20 protein-coding genes are annotated in these 17,697 nt (G+C 58.8%); 8 read left to right on the top strand and 12 right to left on the bottom strand.

Annotated elements, in window-relative coordinates; translation table 11 throughout:
- Positions 1 to 133: 133 nt before the first annotated feature.
- Together D1222_RS03585 and D1222_RS03580 are read right to left on the bottom strand one after the other, a co-directional pair.
- A complete protein-coding gene (locus D1222_RS03585; protein ID WP_119452848.1) occupies positions 134 to 646 on the bottom strand; it encodes a curlin-associated protein in 513 nt (170 codons plus the stop codon).
- A gap of 228 nt (positions 647 to 874) precedes the next feature.
- Positions 875 to 1,387 carry a curlin-associated protein gene (locus D1222_RS03580; protein ID WP_119452847.1) on the bottom strand — a complete coding sequence of 171 codons (513 nt, stop codon included), beginning with the start codon at positions 1,385 to 1,387 and terminating at the stop codon, positions 875 to 877.
- Between the two features lie 218 nt (positions 1,388 to 1,605).
- Here D1222_RS03580 and D1222_RS03575 point away from each other — a divergent pair, with 218 nt between their 5' ends.
- From D1222_RS03575 to D1222_RS03550, 6 genes are read left to right on the top strand one after another with little or no spacing between them, the layout of a single operon-like run.
- A complete protein-coding gene (locus tag D1222_RS03575) occupies positions 1,606 to 1,848 on the top strand; it encodes a hypothetical protein (RefSeq protein WP_119452846.1) in 243 nt (80 codons plus the stop codon).
- Entirely contained in the window at positions 1,845 to 2,117 is a 273-nt protein-coding gene (locus tag D1222_RS03570) for a hypothetical protein (RefSeq protein ID WP_119452845.1), read from the top strand. Before D1222_RS03575 ends, D1222_RS03570 begins: the two co-directional genes overlap by 4 nt.
- Entirely contained in the window at positions 2,110 to 3,807 is a 1,698-nt protein-coding gene (locus tag D1222_RS03565) for an N-acyl-D-amino-acid deacylase family protein (protein ID WP_119452844.1), read from the top strand. Before D1222_RS03570 ends, D1222_RS03565 begins: the two co-directional genes overlap by 8 nt.
- On the top strand, positions 3,804 to 4,766 hold the full coding sequence (locus D1222_RS03560; RefSeq protein ID WP_119452843.1) for an alpha/beta fold hydrolase: 963 nt from the start codon (positions 3,804 to 3,806) through the stop codon (positions 4,764 to 4,766). The genes D1222_RS03565 and D1222_RS03560 overlap by 4 nt, the downstream gene beginning before the upstream one ends.
- The gene (locus D1222_RS03555; protein ID WP_119452842.1) at positions 4,763 to 6,283 is read left to right on the top strand and encodes an NAD(P)/FAD-dependent oxidoreductase; all 1,521 of its coding nucleotides are present in this window, start codon (positions 4,763 to 4,765) and stop codon (positions 6,281 to 6,283) included. The genes D1222_RS03560 and D1222_RS03555 overlap by 4 nt, the downstream gene beginning before the upstream one ends.
- Before the next feature lie 28 nt (positions 6,284 to 6,311).
- Complete coding sequence (locus D1222_RS03550; protein WP_119453708.1) at positions 6,312 to 7,013, top strand: TetR/AcrR family transcriptional regulator; 702 nt, start codon at positions 6,312 to 6,314, stop codon at positions 7,011 to 7,013.
- Between the two features lie 15 nt (positions 7,014 to 7,028).
- Here the strand turns inward: D1222_RS03550 and D1222_RS03545 are convergent, their stop codons facing one another.
- The 4 genes from D1222_RS03545 to D1222_RS03530 are packed head-to-tail and all read right to left on the bottom strand — an operon-like array spanning position 7,029 to position 11,157.
- The gene (locus tag D1222_RS03545) at positions 7,029 to 7,484 is read right to left on the bottom strand and encodes a response regulator (protein ID WP_119452841.1); all 456 of its coding nucleotides are present in this window, start codon (positions 7,482 to 7,484) and stop codon (positions 7,029 to 7,031) included.
- The gene (locus D1222_RS03540; RefSeq protein ID WP_119452840.1) at positions 7,481 to 9,466 is read right to left on the bottom strand and encodes a sensor histidine kinase; all 1,986 of its coding nucleotides are present in this window, start codon (positions 9,464 to 9,466) and stop codon (positions 7,481 to 7,483) included. Before D1222_RS03540 ends, D1222_RS03545 begins: the two co-directional genes overlap by 4 nt.
- A gap of 3 nt (positions 9,467 to 9,469) precedes the next feature.
- On the bottom strand, positions 9,470 to 10,120 hold the full coding sequence (locus tag D1222_RS03535) for a response regulator (protein WP_119452839.1): 651 nt from the start codon (positions 10,118 to 10,120) through the stop codon (positions 9,470 to 9,472).
- Complete coding sequence (locus tag D1222_RS03530) at positions 10,117 to 11,157, bottom strand: sensor histidine kinase (protein WP_119452838.1); 1,041 nt, start codon at positions 11,155 to 11,157, stop codon at positions 10,117 to 10,119. Before D1222_RS03530 ends, D1222_RS03535 begins: the two co-directional genes overlap by 4 nt.
- 233 nt (positions 11,158 to 11,390) lie before the next feature.
- Here D1222_RS03530 and D1222_RS03525 point away from each other — a divergent pair, with 233 nt between their 5' ends.
- A complete protein-coding gene (locus D1222_RS03525; RefSeq protein ID WP_233348494.1) occupies positions 11,391 to 11,969 on the top strand; it encodes a phosphoribosyl-AMP cyclohydrolase in 579 nt (192 codons plus the stop codon).
- A gap of 92 nt (positions 11,970 to 12,061) precedes the next feature.
- The gene (locus D1222_RS03520; RefSeq protein WP_119452837.1) at positions 12,062 to 12,814 is read left to right on the top strand and encodes a hypothetical protein; all 753 of its coding nucleotides are present in this window, start codon (positions 12,062 to 12,064) and stop codon (positions 12,812 to 12,814) included.
- Between the two features lie 143 nt (positions 12,815 to 12,957).
- Here the strand turns inward: D1222_RS03520 and nhaA are convergent, their stop codons facing one another.
- From nhaA to D1222_RS03490, 6 genes are all read right to left on the bottom strand, one after another.
- Positions 12,958 to 14,184: a Na+/H+ antiporter NhaA gene (nhaA, locus tag D1222_RS03515; protein ID WP_119452836.1), complete on the bottom strand. Its 1,227-nt coding sequence runs from the start codon at positions 14,182 to 14,184 to the stop codon at positions 12,958 to 12,960.
- A gap of 87 nt (positions 14,185 to 14,271) precedes the next feature.
- Positions 14,272 to 14,466, bottom strand: a complete 195-nt coding sequence (locus tag D1222_RS03510; RefSeq protein WP_147371808.1) for a hypothetical protein — start codon at positions 14,464 to 14,466, stop codon at positions 14,272 to 14,274.
- A gap of 138 nt (positions 14,467 to 14,604) precedes the next feature.
- A complete protein-coding gene (locus D1222_RS03505; protein WP_119452834.1) occupies positions 14,605 to 14,910 on the bottom strand; it encodes a DUF190 domain-containing protein in 306 nt (101 codons plus the stop codon).
- Positions 14,911 to 14,913: 3 nt separating this feature from the next.
- A complete protein-coding gene (locus D1222_RS03500) occupies positions 14,914 to 15,900 on the bottom strand; it encodes a sodium-dependent bicarbonate transport family permease (RefSeq protein WP_119452833.1) in 987 nt (328 codons plus the stop codon).
- Positions 15,901 to 16,035: 135 nt separating this feature from the next.
- Complete coding sequence (locus D1222_RS03495; protein ID WP_119452832.1) at positions 16,036 to 16,407, bottom strand: hypothetical protein; 372 nt, start codon at positions 16,405 to 16,407, stop codon at positions 16,036 to 16,038.
- Between the two features lie 97 nt (positions 16,408 to 16,504).
- Complete coding sequence (locus tag D1222_RS03490) at positions 16,505 to 17,419, bottom strand: hydrogen peroxide-inducible genes activator (protein ID WP_119452831.1); 915 nt, start codon at positions 17,417 to 17,419, stop codon at positions 16,505 to 16,507.
- Positions 17,420 to 17,697 lie beyond the last annotated feature (278 nt).

Genomic DNA, 17,697 nt, shown 5'->3' with positions numbered 1-17,697 from the left:
CCGGGAGCGGCAATGTGCCCGCTTCTGATGCAGCCATTACACAGCGAGGCTGCGCCGACTGTCGGTTCGCGCACTAAAAAACGGCCGGAAGCGGGCAAAGCTTCCGGCCGTCTTTGTTAGGCTAGTTAATCAGTTAGTGGTCGCCCTGGATCACAAGCGTGACATTGCCGCGACCAGACTGGCGGACATTGGCGGTCTGGCCTTCGCCAACCTGAATGACGCCGAGGCCGTTATAGGCGCCGGTCTGCGTGGTGACGGCGGTGTGGCCGTTGCCGATCTGGGCGACACCTGTCGTGCTGGCATAGGCGTTCTGATAGGTGTCGGCGTAGTTGTAGGCACCGTTCTGGCCAACGACCGTGGAGTTGCGGCGGCCATGCTGGGCCACGATGGCGTCATTGCTTCTGCCGTACTGGCCAACCGTCGCGCCGTTGCGTGCGCCGTTCTGATAGGTGCTGATGAACTGGCCATAGCCGTTCTGACGGACCGACAGCGACTGCTGGTAGCCGGTTTGACGGCCAGCGATCTCGTTCGAGTAACCGGACTGGTTGATGCGCACATTGTTGCGCGACTGGGCGTCGGCGGTCGAAACGGTGGCGGCGACGGAGACAACGCTGAGCGATGCGGCGAGAAGAATACGGAGGTTCATTTTCTGGTCCTTTCAGGGTCAAGTGCGCGCGATGACCGCGTCACAGATCCCTGTCTAGGAAGCCCGCACTTAACCAAAACGGAGTGGGGCGTTCACCTTCCGCTCACCAAGAAGATCGGGTGTCTGGGCTGCTGATCTTGTGAATGTTTCCGGCCCGTTCAAACGCAAAAAGCAGGAAAGGCGGGGCCTTTCCTGCTTTGTCGAAGCAGTCTGATTTTCGCAGTCTGTTCAGAAGCCGCCTTGAATGACGAGCTTCACTTCACCGTCCCGCGTCTGGGTGACGTTGGTCGTCTGGCCATTGCCGACCTGAATGACACCGAGCGCGCTGTAGGATCCGGTCTGCGTTGTCACGGCCGTGTTGTTCGACCCTATCTGGGCGACGCCGGTAATGTTGTTGCTGCCGGACTGGTAGGTGCTGTTGCGATTATAGGCGCCGAGCTGACCGATGAATGACCGGTTGCGCCAACCGTCCTGCGTCAGGGCCGCTTCGTTTCGACCGCCATACTGGCGGATTGCAGCGACGGTTCGGGCGCCTCGCTGGGCCGCCTGAATATATTGCCCATATCCGTCCTGCTTTACAGAGAGCGAAACCTGATAGCCGCTCTGACGGCCTGCGATCTGGTTATTGGTGCCGGTCTGTTCGATGCGGATCTGACTGCGTGGCTGTGCGTCGGCGAGTGGGGCGGCAGCGGCAACAGAGGCAAGGCTTGCTGAAGCGGCAAGAAGCAGGCGGAATTTCATTTTCGGTTTTCCTTTCAGGGTCAAAGGCGCGCTGGCAACGCGCAGTGATGCCTGTCTAGGAGCCTGGCACTTAACCAAGCCGGAGCTCGCCGTTCAGCCTGTGGTCACGTCTCGTGCCGCGAGCGGACAAGTTTGGTCGTGGCTCTGACCCGGCGAAAACGCTTGTGCACAATATCAGAACGTGTTCTAATTTTCTCAAAATTTGACGGGAGCGAAACATGTCTGACACCATACTATCGGTCGTCCGGAAATCCATCAGGCCACAGGCTGGCGACAGCTGGGCCACGATTGCCGAGCGGGAATTGCCAAAGTTGAAAACCGAAGATGGGGTCTCCAGCCTGCAGAGCTGGAACCTTCACGTTTATATGCGCGCACCGGCCCCGGAAGGCAGCCCGCGCGCCGGCAATCCGATCCTGCCGAGCGACGTGATCTTCATCGAGCCACCCATGGCGGCCGCATGAGCAGCGCAATCATCAAACACGTCCAGATCGCCGCCGCCCATGATGGTATCGCCGAACTGATTGTGACGCTCGCTTTTGAAAATGGCGGGCAGTCACTCGTGACGCTTGATGAGTACGCGACAAGCCAACTGATGGAGTCGACCGGCGCAGACCAGCCGGAAGACCTCACTGGAACCGGGTGGGAGCATGTGCGCGACGCACTCGCCGCCTCTTCGGCCCGATATCTCAACGAAAAAGAACAAGACCAGAGGGAAACGCCCCATGTATGATCTCATTATCCGCAACGGCACTGTCGTCGATGGCTCCGGCCTCCCAGGCTATCAGGCCGACGTCGCCGTCAAAGGCAACCGCATCGCCAAGATCGGCAAGATTGCTGAGACCGCAGACAAGGAAGTCGATGCGGCCGGCAAGGTTGTCGCGCCAGGCTTCATCGACCCCCACACGCACTTCGATGCGCAGCTTCTCTGGGATGGTGCGGCAAAGCCTGCGCTGTCGCATGGCGTGACCACCATCGTTCCGGGCAATTGCTCTCTCTCGCTGGCGCCGCTGAAAGCTGACCACCGCATGCGCCTCGTTGGCATGTTCAACCAGATTGAGGAAATGCCGTACAAGGCTTTCCGCGAAGGTGTGGTCTGGGACTGGGAAACCTTCTCCGAATATATCACGCGCATCCGCAAGGGCCTCGCGATCAATGTCGCGCCACTCGTCGGCCACAGTGTCATCCGTCTCTGGGTTATGAATGATGCGGCGACAGAGCGGACGGCGACGGACGCGGAAATTGCGGAGATGCAGGACGTCCTGCGCGAATGTCTCGACGCTGGCGCGGCGGGCCTTTCCACCAGCTATGTCGACATGGACGAGACGCTTCAGCCCGTGCCGAGCCGCTATGCCGATGCGCGCGAAGTTGATGCGCTCGCAGCTGTTCTCGGTGAGTATGGCCGCATGCTGCAGATCGTCCCGGAATTCTACGAGCCGGACCTCACGATTGCGCGTCTCGACCAGCTGGCAGAAATGTCGATCAAGTATCAGATTCCGACGACCTTCTCGCCGCTCTTCGTGAACTCGGACAATGTCGACGCTGTGGACAAGGTGATGAACCGCGTCGATGAGCAGTTTGCGCGCGGTGCCCGTGTGTGGCCGCAAGTCCAGACGCGCCCGATCGACATTTCATTCTCCTTTGCCGTTCCAAGCCTCCTCTTCATCCGCTACCCGAACTGGTACCGGATCATGCGCTTTGGCACCCCGGAAGAAATCAAGGCGCACTTTGCCGATCCGGAAAACCGCAAGGCGCGAGCCGCTGAGGTTGCAGACGCCAAGGACCTCTGGCCGCGCCTGGTGCTGCGTCAGGTCAAGACCGACGCCAACCAGAAGTATGTCGGCAAGACGCTCGCTGGAATCGCTGCCGAGCGCGGTGTCACACCGGTCGAAGCCATGATCGATATTTCGGTTGAAGAGGACCTCGAGGCGCATTTCCTTGCGGCTGACATGGGGCACAACAATGACGACAAGGTCGTCAGCCTGCTGAAGCATCCTCGCGTCCATATCGGCGCGAGCGATGGCGGGGCGCACATCCTGTCATTCTCGACCTATGGCGATACGGGCTACCTGTTCGGCCACTTCGTGCGCAATCTGAAGACCATGCGGCTTGAGGATGCGGTGAAGAAGGTAACGTCTGACACGGCCTCCATCTGGGGCATTCCGGAGCGGGGCCTGCTTCAGCCGGGCTATATCGCAGATATCGCTGTCTTCGATCCGCAAACGGTTGATCGCGGCGTTGAGAAGTTCGTCCAGGACGTGCCGGGTGATGGCAGCCGCTATGTGCGCGACTCCCGCGGCGTCGATACGGTCATCGTAAGCGGTGGCATCGCCTGGTCGGCGAAGGGCGGCTATCAGGAAGCTCGCGGCGCTGTCCTGCCGGGCGAGACGTCCCGGCAGCCTGAGCTGGTCGCAGCCGAATGAGCTGGCCGGGGGTGAGTGAGCGCCGTGTCGCAACGAACGGGATTGAGCTCAATATCGCAGAAGCAGGCGAGGGGCCTCTTGTCCTGCTTCTGCATGGCTTTCCGGAGTCGTGGTATTCCTGGCGCCATCAGTTCAAACCGATTGCTGATGCTGGCTACCATGTCGTGGCACCGGACATGCGCGGCTATGGCAAGTCCGACAAGCCGCATGAGATCGAGGCGTACAATCAGGTTGAAGTCCGCAAGGACATCATCGGTCTGATCCCAGCGCTGGGCTATGATGAGGCGATCGTCATCGGTCATGACTGGGGCGCGCCGACGGCGTGGGCGACGGCGCTCCACCATCCAGACAAGGTGCGTGCGGTGGGGGCGCTGTCTGTGCCCTTCATGCCGCGCTCTCCAGTCCAGCCGATGCCGGCCATGCGCGAGATGTTCAAGGGCCAGTTCTTTTACCAGCTCTACTTCTTTGAACCGGGCGTCGCCGAGGCTGAATTCGAAGCTGACATCCGTACGTCTCTGAAGAAATTTCTGGTTCTTGCGGGCGGTGAGACGGACCTTACACAACTCACGCCGAAAGGCCCGGACGACGACATGTTCAGTAGTCTGCCAGACCCTGAAACGCTTCCACCTTGGTTGAGCGAGGAAGACCTCGACTTTTATGCTGGCGAGTTCGGGCGGTCAGGTATGCGCGGGCCTCTCAACTATTATCGCAATCATGACCTTGCCTGGAAGCTGACCGAAGGCGCGCCTGAGCATATTGGACAGCCGGCCTTCTTTCTTGGCGGCGCAAATGACGGCGTGATCATGATGGCCGCTGAGGCCTATCAGGCGATGCCGACTTATGTGCGCGATCTGCGCATCAATGAGCTCATCCCTGGAATCGGGCACTGGACGCAGCAGGAAGCGCCCGAGAAGACCAATGAGGTCATTCTCCGCTTCCTGAAGGAGGTGGATGGATGACTGAAACAGTTCTCGTAATCGGCGCTGGCATCGGCGGTCTCTGTACCGCGCTGTCACTTGCGCCAACCGGCCGACAGATCACGGTGCTGGAGCGCGACGCGCCGCCGCCAGCCGATGACCCAGATGTCGTCTTCCTCGACTGGCACCGGCGGGGGGCAGGGCATGTTCGCCAGAGCCATGCCTTTCTAGCCCGACTTCGCAACATCATCAAACAGCATCACCCAGACCTGCTTGAAGAGCTGAAGGCCCTCGGCACCCGCGATCTCACTTTCGACATGATGTTGACGGAGCAGCAGCGGGATCAGTATGAGCCGCTACCGGAGGATGCTGATCTAACGATCATCACCAGCCGCCGGACGACGCTTGAGCTTGCCATTCGTCGTTATGTTGAGGGGCTCGAGAACGTCACGATCCGATCCGGCTTTTTTGTGCGCAAACTGACGACGCAAATGGCTGAGAAGGGTGTCATCAAGGTTTGCGGCGTTAGCGGTGAAGAAGGCGAGAAGCCGGCGGCGCTTTCGGCAGACATTGTTGTGGATGCTAGCGGCAAGTCTGGATTCCTGATCAAGCAGCTGATGGATGAAGGCGCGGCAATCGCTGAAGAGAGCGAGACGGCGGGTATTCTCTACTTCACGCGCCACTATCGCCTGCGGCCCGGCCAAGATGAACCATCGCGGACGGAGAACCCGCCGGCCAGCGGTGATCTTGGTTATATCAAGTTCGGTGTGTTTCCCGGCGACAATGGCTGTTTCTCCGTGACGATCTCTGTGCCCGAGGTTGAGCTTGAGCTTCGCAAGGCGATTATGAACCCCGACGTCTTCCACGCGATTACGCTTCAGCTTCCGGGAATTAAGCCATGGACCAATGACAGCCGGTCCGAACCACGCGGCAAGGTGCACGGCATGGGGGACCTTCATAGCCGCTGGCGGGACATGGTGGTCGATAATGTTCCGGCGACGTACAACTATTATCCGCTCGGCGATACGCTGGTGCGAACTAACCCGCTCTATGGCCGGGGGTGTTCATTCGCTGCGGTAAGTGCAGAAATGTTGCGCGAGACGCTGGAAGAAACGTCGGACGCGACCGAGCGGCAGCGCATCTATCATGCAAAGCTACGTACGGAGCTTCGGCCCTATTACATGAACCAGCGCGCGCAGGATCGCTCTGCGATCAAACGGGCTGAAGCGGCCCTGACGCCGGGCTACAAGAAGAGCTGGCGCGGCAAACTGGTAGAAAGCTTCTTCGAGGATGGCGTGCGGATCGCGCTGCGCTCTGACGTCGATCTTCTTCGTCAGGCCATGCGGGGCTTCCACATGCTGGAACACCCCAACAAATGGCTGGGCAAACCTGCAAATTTTGGACGCGTGCTCTGGTACTGGTCGCGCGGAAAGAAACGGAATGCGGCGGCCTATCCCCCCAAGCCCGGGCCCGAGCGCCAGCAGATGATGGTGGCACTTAAACTCGACCCGAAGGCCGATATGCGCCAGACACCCGTTGAGGCCGGACTTGCGGCCTGAGGGATCGGCAGTGAAGGGGCTTCAAACCGTGGAAGACTTGGGCAAGCGCGAGCAGGCCAAGGCGCGGCGGCGTACTGATATTGTGCGTGCGGCGCGCGACCTCATCCGCGAGACAGGCGAAACCGACCTCTCCATGCGGACGCTGGCCCAACGTGCAGGTGTCAGCCTGTCGACGCCCTATAATCTGTTCGGGTCTAAGCGCGCTGTCGTGCTGGCCGTCCTTGAGGATGAGCGCGATTTCGCTGAGCGTTTCCGTAAGCTCGATAGCGGCAACAGCGTCGACCGCATCTTCGGCGCCCACGACCTTGCTTTCAGCTATTATACAAGCGACCCGGAATTCTATCGCACGCTCTGGCGCGCGCTGCTGTCGACATCGGGGCAGGATGATACCGGACTCGCGACACCAGAGCGGCTCGCCCAGACGCGCGCGATCTGGCTCGGCCTTGTCAGCAACGCCGTTCGTGATGGCTATCTGGCGGAAGATATTCCGGCAGAGCTGATCATGCAGTCCATGGCGCACGTCACGGGCGGCGCGCTTCTTTCGTGGGCGATGGGAGGGCTACCGACCTCGGCGCTGACGGCGACTGTGGGCATTGGCTATGCGCTATGCCTGAAGGGATCAGCGACCGCGCAAGGCCTCAACCTGCTACAGGAGAGAATTGAGGCCTATCAAGCCAAGCTTTCCAAAGCCGGCCCAAAAGCGAGCGAGCGCGCGCCGGAAACGCTCTAACTCTGTAGTGATGCCTCAGCCTGAGGCGTCGCTTGGCTGGCCTTGAACGCGCTCATACAGGATCTGCGTCTCCAGCAGATTGGAGATGCGCAGAGCAATCTCGATTACATCGAATGGCTTGGACACGAAATCCTTAGCGCCAAGCGAAAGGGCGCGGCGGCGGGCTTGCAGAGTCGTGTCAGCCGTTAGCACGAGCACGGGCCGGAATTCATCTGGACGGCTCTGCCGCCGGAAGGAATCGAGGAGCTGATAACCATCGATGTCTGGCATCATCAGGTCCAGAAGTATGATGTGCGGATCGACCTCAACGAGTTTCTCGATGGCCTGTGAGGGGTCAGACAGGCAGTGGATGTGGGAGTATCCCTCTCGCTTCAGCAGAGTTTCCAGAAGCAGGAGGTTTGCTTCTTCATCATCGATGACGAGGATCCGGCGTTGCAGGATTTCCTCATAGGGGACGGCGATGGAGGTCATGGTTGCTCTTCAGACGTCTCGGCTGACGGGACTTTGCGAGGTGCTGCTTCAGCGCGGGCCAATCCTAGTGTGAACCAGAAATCGGCACCTTTCGGAATGTCGGTGCGATGAGTGTATCCGATTTCGCCGCCCATCGACTCGACTAACCGCTTTGAAAGCGCGAGCCCAAGACCGGTCCCCTCGACGCCCTTGATCTTTTGTCGACCCAGGCGGTCAAATGGCGTGAACAGGCGAGAGATATCGGCGTCTTTTACGCCCGTACCATCATCGAGAACATGGACGCGCACCGCGTTTTCAACCCGCTCGGCGGTAATCCGAACAGAGGTGCCCTCGCGATTATATTTCGCGGCATTTGAGACAAGATTCAGGATCACCTGAATGATGCGGCGGCGGTCTCCCATAATCAGCGCGTCCTCCGGCAGGAGAGACAGGTCATAATCGAGGTTTGCTGTCCGCAGGATCGGACCTGATAGATCATAGGCTTCAGCGAGAACGTCATTAATGCTGAGTGCTTCTTCCTTCAGTTCAGCGCCGCCCGCTTCGATACTGGAGATGTCGAGCAGATCATTGATGAGTGAAAGAAGGTGGCGTCCAGCCTTCAGAATCTGATCGACAGACGTCTGGTGCGTCTCAGAGAGTTCCTCCCGGTCAAGTTCCAACACCTGTGCGAAGCCGAGAATTGCGCTCATTGGCGTGCGAAGCTCGTGGCTGGTGCGAGATAGAAATTCGCTTTTGGCAACGCTCGCGGCGACGGCTTGCTCGCGCGCCAGTTTCAGAAACTCTTCGGCGCGCTTGCGCTCTGTCATGTCGCGCGTGACCTTTGCAAACCCTCGAAGCCTGCCGGTTTCGTCGCGAAGCGCAGTCACGACGACGTTGGCCCAGAAGCGCGTGCCATCCTTGCGCATGCGCCAGCCTTCATCCTCTGTCGTTCCATCGCGCCGCGCCCGTTCGAGGATTTCCCTTGGAAGGTAATCGCGCGTTTCTTCGGGATAGAAGGTGCCGAAGAACCTGCCCAGTATCTCCTCGGCGCGCCAGCCCTTGATACGCTCTGCGCCCGTGTTCCAGCTGGTCACATTGCCGTCCGGGTCGAGTGCGAAAATCCCGTAATCGCGCACGCCTTCCACGACCAACCGGAAGCGCTCTTCACCTTCGCGGAGATCGCGCTCACGCGCCCGCAATAGCTCGCTTGCACGGTCGACTTTCTTGGCCAGCCTGCCAATCTCATCGCGCTCATCGGGAAACGGATTCAGCGGGTCGCCAGCTTGCAGCTTCTCCGCATTCGCCTGAAGCATCCGGATGCGGCGCACGACGCCAGTGGAAAAGAGGAAGACCGCGGCCAAGCTGCCCAGAAGGCCGACCACAGCGCTGATGGCGGTCAGGGCGAGAAAGCGGGCGCGAACGGTATCGACCCGCGCGCGTCTGGCGTCGAGCAGAATGCCTTCCTGGCGCTGAATTTCTTCGATCTGGCTGCGCAGCTCATCCAGAACGGCCTTGTTCGCGATCAGCGCTGAAAGTACGGCGTCGGACCGCGCTGGACGTTCACCCTCGCTGCGGGCCAAGGCGATCAGGGCGTCGAGGCCAGACTGTTTTCTTTCGGTTATCTCCAGAAATCGCTCGAACTCCAGCCGCACGCCTTCATCTTCGATCGCGTCATCCAGCCTCGCCAGCGTCAGAGGTAATTCGCGTTCAGCCTTGTAGAATGGCTCAAGAAACCGGTTCTGATCTGTAAGAAGATAGCCACGCACGCCACTTGCGGCTTCAGCGAGCAGGGCATGTACTTGATAGATGTCGCGCTGAATGGCGAACGCCCGTCGGACATCATCCTCGGCCCGTGCTTCCGCATCGCTCGCAATATAGAGGCTGCCGAGCGATCCGATGAGAATGACGAGCGGCAGGGCGACGAGGACGAGACCCTTGAAAGGAAGGGAAAGGTCGGCCCAGTAGCAACCGATTCCCGACTTGCGTGCAGGCCCTTTAGACATCGTTCAGCCCTGCCTTTCGCGCCAGCGTGTTGCAAGAACCGCTGCCTGGGTGCGATCGGCCACGCCTAGCTTGGCGATGAGGCGTTCCACATGCGCCTTGACGGTGGCGGGACTTATCGAAAGTTCCCGCGCAATCGTCTTGTTCGTCATTCCTTCTGCGACAAGGTCCAGCACAGCGCTTTCTCGGGGCGTCAGTCGCTCCAGCGCCGCTTCATCATCATCACGACGCCGATCAGGTCTGGCGAGAAGCGAGGATAATAGCGCTGCGGGGATCGCGGTGCCGCCCGCCATGACCTGCCTCGCTGCTTCGCAAAGTTCATCCAGTGAGGCATCCTTGAGAACGTATCCGGTCGCGCCAGCGTCCAGTGCGGCGCGCACATAGTCCGGATCGTCGTGCAGGGTCAGCATCATGATCCGAGGTGCATTCGGCAGTTTGGATACCTCCCTTGCAACGCCAAGCCCGTCCATGCCCTCGCCGAGCCTGATATCGAGAACGACCAGGTCAGGCCCATGCTCGTTAATCATGTCTAGCGCTTCTGGCCCGTCTTTCGCCGCTGCGACCACGTCCATTCCGCCGCGGATGAAAGCCGATTTCAGCCCTTCGCGCGCCAATTCATGATCGTCGACAATAAGAAGCCGAATTGGAGCGCTCATCGAATGCCCTCGATTTCGGCGCGGACGCGAACGCCGCCGCCGGCCATCTCGGCGACATCAAGCGTTCCGCCAATCGCCAGCATTCTCTCTTTCATCATCTCTATGCCGACACGCTCGCCGGGGAGGTTGGAGGGCGCTTCGCCCTTTTTCAGGCCTATGCCATAATCGCGGACGGTCATGGTCCAGCGTCCGTCAGCGGGATCCGACTTCAGTGTGATATCTACCCGGCACGCACCGCCAGCATGCTTGCGGACATTCATCAAGGCTTCTTGGGCGATCCGATAATAGGCCGTTGTGAGGCCGGTCGGCCAATCATGGTCAGAACTGGTCTCGACGGAAATGTCGAAGCCCTCACCTCTCATCTGGTCACTCATCACCTTTAACGCGGAGGCCAGACCAAGATCGTCTAGCGCAGTCGGCCTTAGTCCTGCGATCACGGCACGAAGTTCGCGTATGAGACCCTGCGACATTGAAATCAGTTGAGAGCGATCATCGGGAGAAATTGCTTCACTGGTTGGAACGGCCTCGAGGCGGCGAAACAGGGCGCCTGCCGTCTGCGCGACACCGTCATGCAGGTCTCTCGACACCCGGCGACGTTCCTCTTCCTGCGCATTGAACAGATTGCCGATCACATGCTCCAGACGTCTCTCTCGCTCCTGTACAGCGTCCAGCAGAACGTCATTCTCCTGCTGCTTGGCAACGCGTTGGATCGCGGACGCCATCAACTGACATAAAAGAGCAAGGGCCTGGCGGTCTTCTTCGTCGGCGAGCGCATCAAGGCTCTCGAGCTCTGACAGACAAAGCGTGCCGACCCTCTCATCTGTAGTGCCCGGTGCAATGAGGGCAATGCCCCCTGCGTCAAGGTCATCCGACACTTTACCTTCACGGCTGCCTGCGAAATGAGCGGCGCGCATCGCGCTTTGCTGAAGCGTATCCGACAGCGTACTGGCCTCTGCCGCTGACAGGTCCCTGCTCGCTTCGACCAACAGTCGCAGACGGGCGGCCCGAGCCTCGGCTGACCTGTATAGGTCTCGCATTTCGGCAACTGTTTCAGGTTGGCCGGAGAAAGATGAAGTCTGCTTGGACACCCGGGTAATCTAGGTCGGCCTGGCGCAAACGCATAGGCCATTCGGCCTAGGCCGCGAGACCTGCTACCTAGCCGAATTCAACGAAGGTCCAAAAAGCCATTTCTTCGCCACGGGCAATGAAGCCCGCCAGAGATCGGCAGCAACGGCATGGGCCGTGCGCCGTCAGAAACAAAAGGCGAGTAATGACCATGATTAAATCAATCCCGAAGACCGCGCTTATCGCAGCTCCGCTGGCAATTGCCTTCCCTGCTTGCGCTCAGACCCAGGCAATCAGCTCGAGCGCTTCAACGGCTTCTGCCGCACCGATTACGAAGGCTGACGTTGCCGAAGCGCAACAGGCCTGGGGCGAGGGTATCGTTACCATCGGCAAAGCTTTCTCGGAGGGCGACGACTACACCGAAGCCGCTGAAGCGCACATTGAGCGTTTTTATGCCTACGGCTCGCACCCGGTCCTCTTCAAGCCGACCCTCGCGGCCGAGGAACAGTTCCGCGGCGACTTTGATGGTGCACTGTCCTACTTCGTTGGTGGCTCTATCGACGAGGACAATGGATTTGCGATCGCCCCTTACACCGATGTGCGCTGGGAGAATGAGGCAACCTTCGTCGACTCCGACAGCGCGATGGCCATGGGCAACTACTACTTCACCCGTACCAGCGGTGAGGAAGTGAAAGTTGAGTACAGCTTCGGCTATGTGCGCGACAATGAGGGCGATCTGAAGATCGTTCTTCACCATTCCTCACTGCCATATGCTCCAGAATAATTAGCACCTTTCATCCCTGAGAACTCGGCGCGCCAGAGTGTTCCCCTCACTCGCACACTGGCGCGCCTTTTTTGTTGAGGTCAAAATCTGAAATGTCGAAGTTCAACCTTCTATTCGCGCCCTCCATGCTTGCTGTTGGCGCATTCCTCATATCGCAAGCTGCCGAAGCTCAGTCCCTTACCGGTAATGTTGGCTCTGCTGGCATATCCGACGGTGAGCAGTCCATTGAGACCCGCTTCGGGATCAATGATGATGGTGATGCTGGCGCGCGCGTGCATTACGATTATGCGGCAACGGGCTGGTACCAGCTTCGCCTTATCAGTTCCTTTTCGCGTCCGGATGACGAGGACTGGGACTTCAGCGCTTTTACGGTCGAGAACTGGTTCCAGTGGAGCGAAGAAGCGCGCTCAGGCGAAGGGTTCAATGGCGGTCTTCGGTTCGCCTATGGCTTTGCCGATGGCGGCGGCCCTGACGAAGCTGAAGTCAGGCTGACCATAACTGACAAGTTCGCGGGCGACTGGGAGTGGCGCGCCAATGCCATTGGCGAAGTTGAAACGGGCTCGGGAAGCGAAGGTGGCGTTGAGATCGAAACGCGGGCACAGCTCACACGCGGGGTGGACACAAGCTTGCTCGGTGCCGCCGGAGCGCGCTTCGGCGTGGAAGTTTTCAGTGAATGGGGCAACAGCCGCGACATCGGAGGTCTCGATGAGCAGGCCCATCAGATCGGGCCAGTTCTCAAGCTTGATTGGTCGAACGGCGTTTTCCTTCAGTCGGCAATTCGCGCCGGTCTGACGGATGCGAGCGATGACGCCATGTTCAAGGTCTTCATCGGCCGCGAATTCTGAGGACTCAGTGTCCCAGATGAAGCAGTGAAAGCGTTAGCTGCTCGCAATAAAAAAACCGCCCGGGTTGTCCCGGGCGGTTTCGCTTTGCGGATAGCGCTTCAGCAAAGGCTGGCAGGTCTTTAGTGGTCGTCGAGCGTCCCGTTTCAGGCGAGCGCTTTTGCCCCGTCCGCTTGCGTCGCGGAGGTTGCGCCTGATTGAACGGTCATTCGCGCAGCCAGCTTGAGAGCAACGACGCCAGCGATCGCAGAGAGTAAGGAGCCTGCCAGCACGCCGATGCGGACCTGGTCGAGGCTGTCTCTCGCGTCGAAGGCCAGCATGCCGATGAAGAGGCTCATCGTGAAGCCAATACCGGTGAGGCATGCGACGCCATAAATGTGCGCCCAGTTCGTGCCTTCCGGCCGACGCGCGATCCCCGCTTTGACGGCAAGAAAGGTCGCGCCAAACACGCCGATCTGTTTGCCGATGAAGAGGCCTGCGGCCACACCAAGCGTAATAGGCTCAGCAAGATCCTCCAGCGAAAGCCCAGTGAGCGACACGCCGGCATTCGCGAAGGCGAAGATCGGCAATACGCCTAATGCGATCCACGGGTGCAGGCCATGCTCAAGCTTGTGCAGCGGTGACTGGGCCTCCTTCGTCTTGCCATGGATCGGAATGGCGAGCGCCGTCAGAACGCCGGCAAGCGTTGCATGGACACCCGATTTCAGGACGCATACCCAGATGAAAAGGCCGATCAGCGCATAGGGTGTGATCGTCTTCACACCGGACCGGTTCAGGACAATGAGTGAGGCGAGGCCCAATGCAGCCAGACCAAGCGCCGTTGTCGACAAGTCAGACGTGTAAAAGAGGGCGATCACTGTGATTGCGCCGAGATCATCGATGATGGCGATGGCTAGCAAAAACACTTTGAGCGAGGTCGGTACGGACCGGCCAAGGAGCATCAGCACACCAAGGGCAAAAGCAATGTCGGTGGCCGCTGGAATAGCCCAGCCGTTCATTATTTCCGGTGTCGACCAGTTGATGAGCACATAGACGAGCGCTGGCCCGGCCATGCCGCCAATCGCCGCTATGAGCGGAAGAGCCGCCTTGTCAAACGACGAAAGCTCGCCTTCCAGGATCTCTCTCTTGATCTCCAGACCAATCAGGAAAAAGAACACGGCCATCAGACCGTCATTGATCCATAGCAGGAGTGGTTTTGCGATTTCCAAGGCGCCAACCTGAACGACAACGGGCGTCGTGAGGAAACCGCCATAAAGTCCGCTCAGCATGGAGTTGCTGGCAATCAACGCCATCAGGGCGGCGATCATGAGTAATATTCCGGCGGATGATTCAAGTTTGAGGAAGTTCTGTATCCTCGCGGCAATCAGGGACATGTCAAAAAGTCCTTCCAATAGGGCAAGTTAGCCAGGATGCGCTTGGCAGCCTGGCTTTGATTGAGGGTTCAGTGTGCTGGAGAGAGATTACCAGTCGAAGTCGGCAAACCTGTCGGCGGCCCGCTGCTTCTTGTTTTTCTTCGCGTAATGCGGTGGAGGTTCAGGTGGATGCGCAAACTTGCGGCCTTCCTGACGATGCGACTTCCGTCTTTCCTCGAAAGGTTCGTTCTCACCCATGACTTTGTCGGAGAATTCCGAAAACATCTCCATTAGCCAGTTCATTTCGGTTATCCTTCTGTTTCGCAGATAAATTTGGCGAAACTGATCGATAACTTCCAATCCAACTTTTCTGTCACATGGATAGTAATAAGCTATCATTCGTGGGGCTCATCGATAGACCCTGGTATCAGGCGTAGGACCCTAGAAACGATCTGGCCTGAGGACGTTCACGTCGCTGACACTGAGGACGCCGATATGTGCGCCAAGAAGCTTCTGTAGCTCGTCTAGTGCGGCTTGCATCACGGCCTCGCGACTGATCGCAATCATGACCACCATGTCCTGGCTTGCCGACATGTCTCGGTCGCGCTGCCAGTAAGTTCCCTGGCCGAAGCCCGCAAGTGCGGGAACGACCGTGTAGCCCTTCACGCCGGCACTTTCGAGAATGCGGCCAGCGCGCTTCATGGCCATGCGCTCGATGATGAGTTCCAGCCGTTTCATTGCGTGCATGATCTACGCGCCTCCTTGGAGCCACTGTGCCACTGTCAGGTACAAAGGTATCCCGACGGCGATGTTGAATGGGAAAGTAATACCGAGCGACAGGGTTAGGTAGACGCTGGGTTTTGCCTCGGGCAGCGCGAGACGCATGGCGGCAGGGACGGCGATGTAGGACGCCGATGCAGACAGGACCATGAGCAAGGTCATGTCGCCCGTATCGAGACCGAGAAGGATCGATGCAACGGCTGCGAGTGATGCAGATATGAGCGGCATGTAGATGCCGAAGCCTAGCGCTGCGCCATCCAGTTGCCGCCAGCCATGCCGCAGGCCGCGCCCGGCCGATAAGCCCATATCGAGAAGGAACAGGCACAATACGCCCTGGAACGGGTCAACAAAGAACGGAGAGATCTGTGCGGCGCCATCCGTTCCAATAAGGGCGCCGATGATGAGTGCACCTACGAGGACGACGACGGACGCATTCAGAAGAACCTCTCGGAATAGCTCGCCGCTTTCGGAACCTGCGACAGGTTCAGATTTCTGTTTGCCGCGCGATGCTAGAAAGAGCGCCGTGATGATTGCGGGTGCTTCCATCACGGCAGCTACGGCCACCATGTAGCCGGAGCTCTCAATATTGGCGGACGCCAGAAGCTGCGTTGCCGCAACGAATGTCACGATTGAGATCGAGCCATAATGCGCGGCCGTTGCGGCGGCGTCCGTCCGGCTGAGCTTGCTTGTCACGCGCAGGGCGCCATAGGCGATTGCTGGCAGCGAAAAGGAAAGCGCGATTGCTATCGCAAATACGCCGATCATCGCCAGAGTGACCGGACTTTCCGACATCGCAATGCCGCCCTTCAGGCCAATCGCCATCATGAGGTAGATAGCCAGGCCTTTGGCGAAAGCTTCTGGAATGCTCATTGATGAGCGAAGCAATGCCGCGATCAAGCCCAGAACAAAAAACAGGACAACAGGGGACAGAAGGGTGGCGAGCGCCAGATCGAGCATTGCTGCGGCCTTTTCTTGCTTTCGTCAGAAAGCCGCACTTCGCGCGGCGTCTACGCTTGCTGGCAAACCAGCTCGGCAGCGTAAGTAACGGGGCAATTTATAAGCACAATTTCAAATAAGTTATGGTTTCGATAGCTAGAGGCTATGGGCTGGAACGGCCTGCCACCTGGCAAGGGAGTCGAGAACAGTCTTCACATTCTCGATAAGGCGCGCACGATCCCTGACTGGCCCGAAATAGCGGAATTTGCAAAGCCACTTGGCCTGGTCCGTCTCATCTATGATGGGAGTAGGGCGTTCCAGTATCTCTACAGGCGCCCAGCTGATCAGGGACTCAGCATGAAAAGCGAGACTTTCTCCGCTTCTTGACCACTCCGCCACCATCCAAAATTCATCACCTGAGCTCAGGATGCTCGAGTTGCCAGTTTCTATCGTGTCGGCATTTTCCGCCGCAATGTAAGCAAGCCTCACTGCGCGTGCGGGGGCTATCTGCTTTCTTGCAAAGCTCATGATCAGTCTCCTTCTGCGAAAGAAACCTATGCAGGCAGCATTGTTCTGAAAAATCGAATAAAACAGGCGAAGGCATAGCTTGATGCTATGTTAGGCCTCAGCGCCGGCCGACCAGGACGGACACGGCCGCTGTTTTCAACTCTTCCGCCAGCCTGACCAGCCGATCGCGAAGCGGCGACGTTTGGCGCCAGATCAACGAGATTTCACGTCGTGCCAGCGGGTCATCGATTTTCCTGACCACGAGGTCAGGATCGCGTCTTGCTTCAGTCAGCGCGTAAAGGCTCGGAAGGACGGCAACCCCGGCCCCCATCTCAGCCATTTGCCGGATTGCATCCAGACTGGTGCCTTCATACTCACTGCTGACGTGGGCCCCGGCTGCTTCAGCAATCGACTGGATCTTGAGGTTAAAGCGATGGCCATAGCCGAGCGTGAGGAGTGGTCTGTCTCTAAGGTCAGACAGTTTCACGTCGCCATAGCTCTGGGCGATCGGGTCGTCCGGCGCCGCGCAGATCCATAGCTCCTCCTCAAAAAGGGGCATGTGCTCGGCGTTTGCATGGTCTTCAATTGTCGAGATGACGGTATCGAAACGGCCGTCATGCAGGTGTTCCTCAAGGTCGATCGTGCGTTCCTCACGCACGCTCAGTCGAAAATCCGGATATTTGGCGTGCAGATGGCGGGTGACGCCGGGCAGCAAATAGGGCCCAATGGTCGGAAGTACGCCGAGCCTGATCCGCCCCGTCAGCGCATCATTCTCTGATGCCAGCACCGCTTTCAGATCCTCGACATCGCGCAGGATCATCCGCGCGCGCCGGACGGCTTCTTCCCCCAGAGGCGTGAGAAACGCGCCGTGCCGCCCCCGTTCTATCAAGACGTTCCCAAGATATGCTTCCATATCGGCGACCTGCGCCGAGAGACTGGGTTGGCTAACATTGGTGCGCTTGGCCGCTTCACCGAACTTTCCGGTGTCAGCAATCGCAACCAGATACTGAAGCTGTCTGAGTGTAGGACGCATGCATAACCTCTGCCTATGAAGTCGAGAGATAATTTCACTTTGAGCTATGGACTAGTTTGGCCCAAATCAAGGGCGTCCGCCACGGAGCGGATCTACAAACGGAGAAAAAAATGAGAAACCTGCAGTCGCCCCCTCCCGCCTACGCTTCGGCAAAGGCCGGTTCGCCGGCACTGCTCGCGCAGAGCCCATCCTTCCTACGTCGTCTCTGGCGGGAACGACGGGTGCGCCGATACGCATCCACGCGTTTCTAATGCTCTAGCGCTTCAAACACGCTGGGT

This window comes from Henriciella algicola, assembly GCF_003576245.1.
Lineage (GTDB): Bacteria > Pseudomonadota > Alphaproteobacteria > Caulobacterales > Hyphomonadaceae > Henriciella > Henriciella algicola.
Note: the sequence above shows the minus strand (reverse complement) of the source record. Positions and strands in the feature narration are given on the sequence as shown.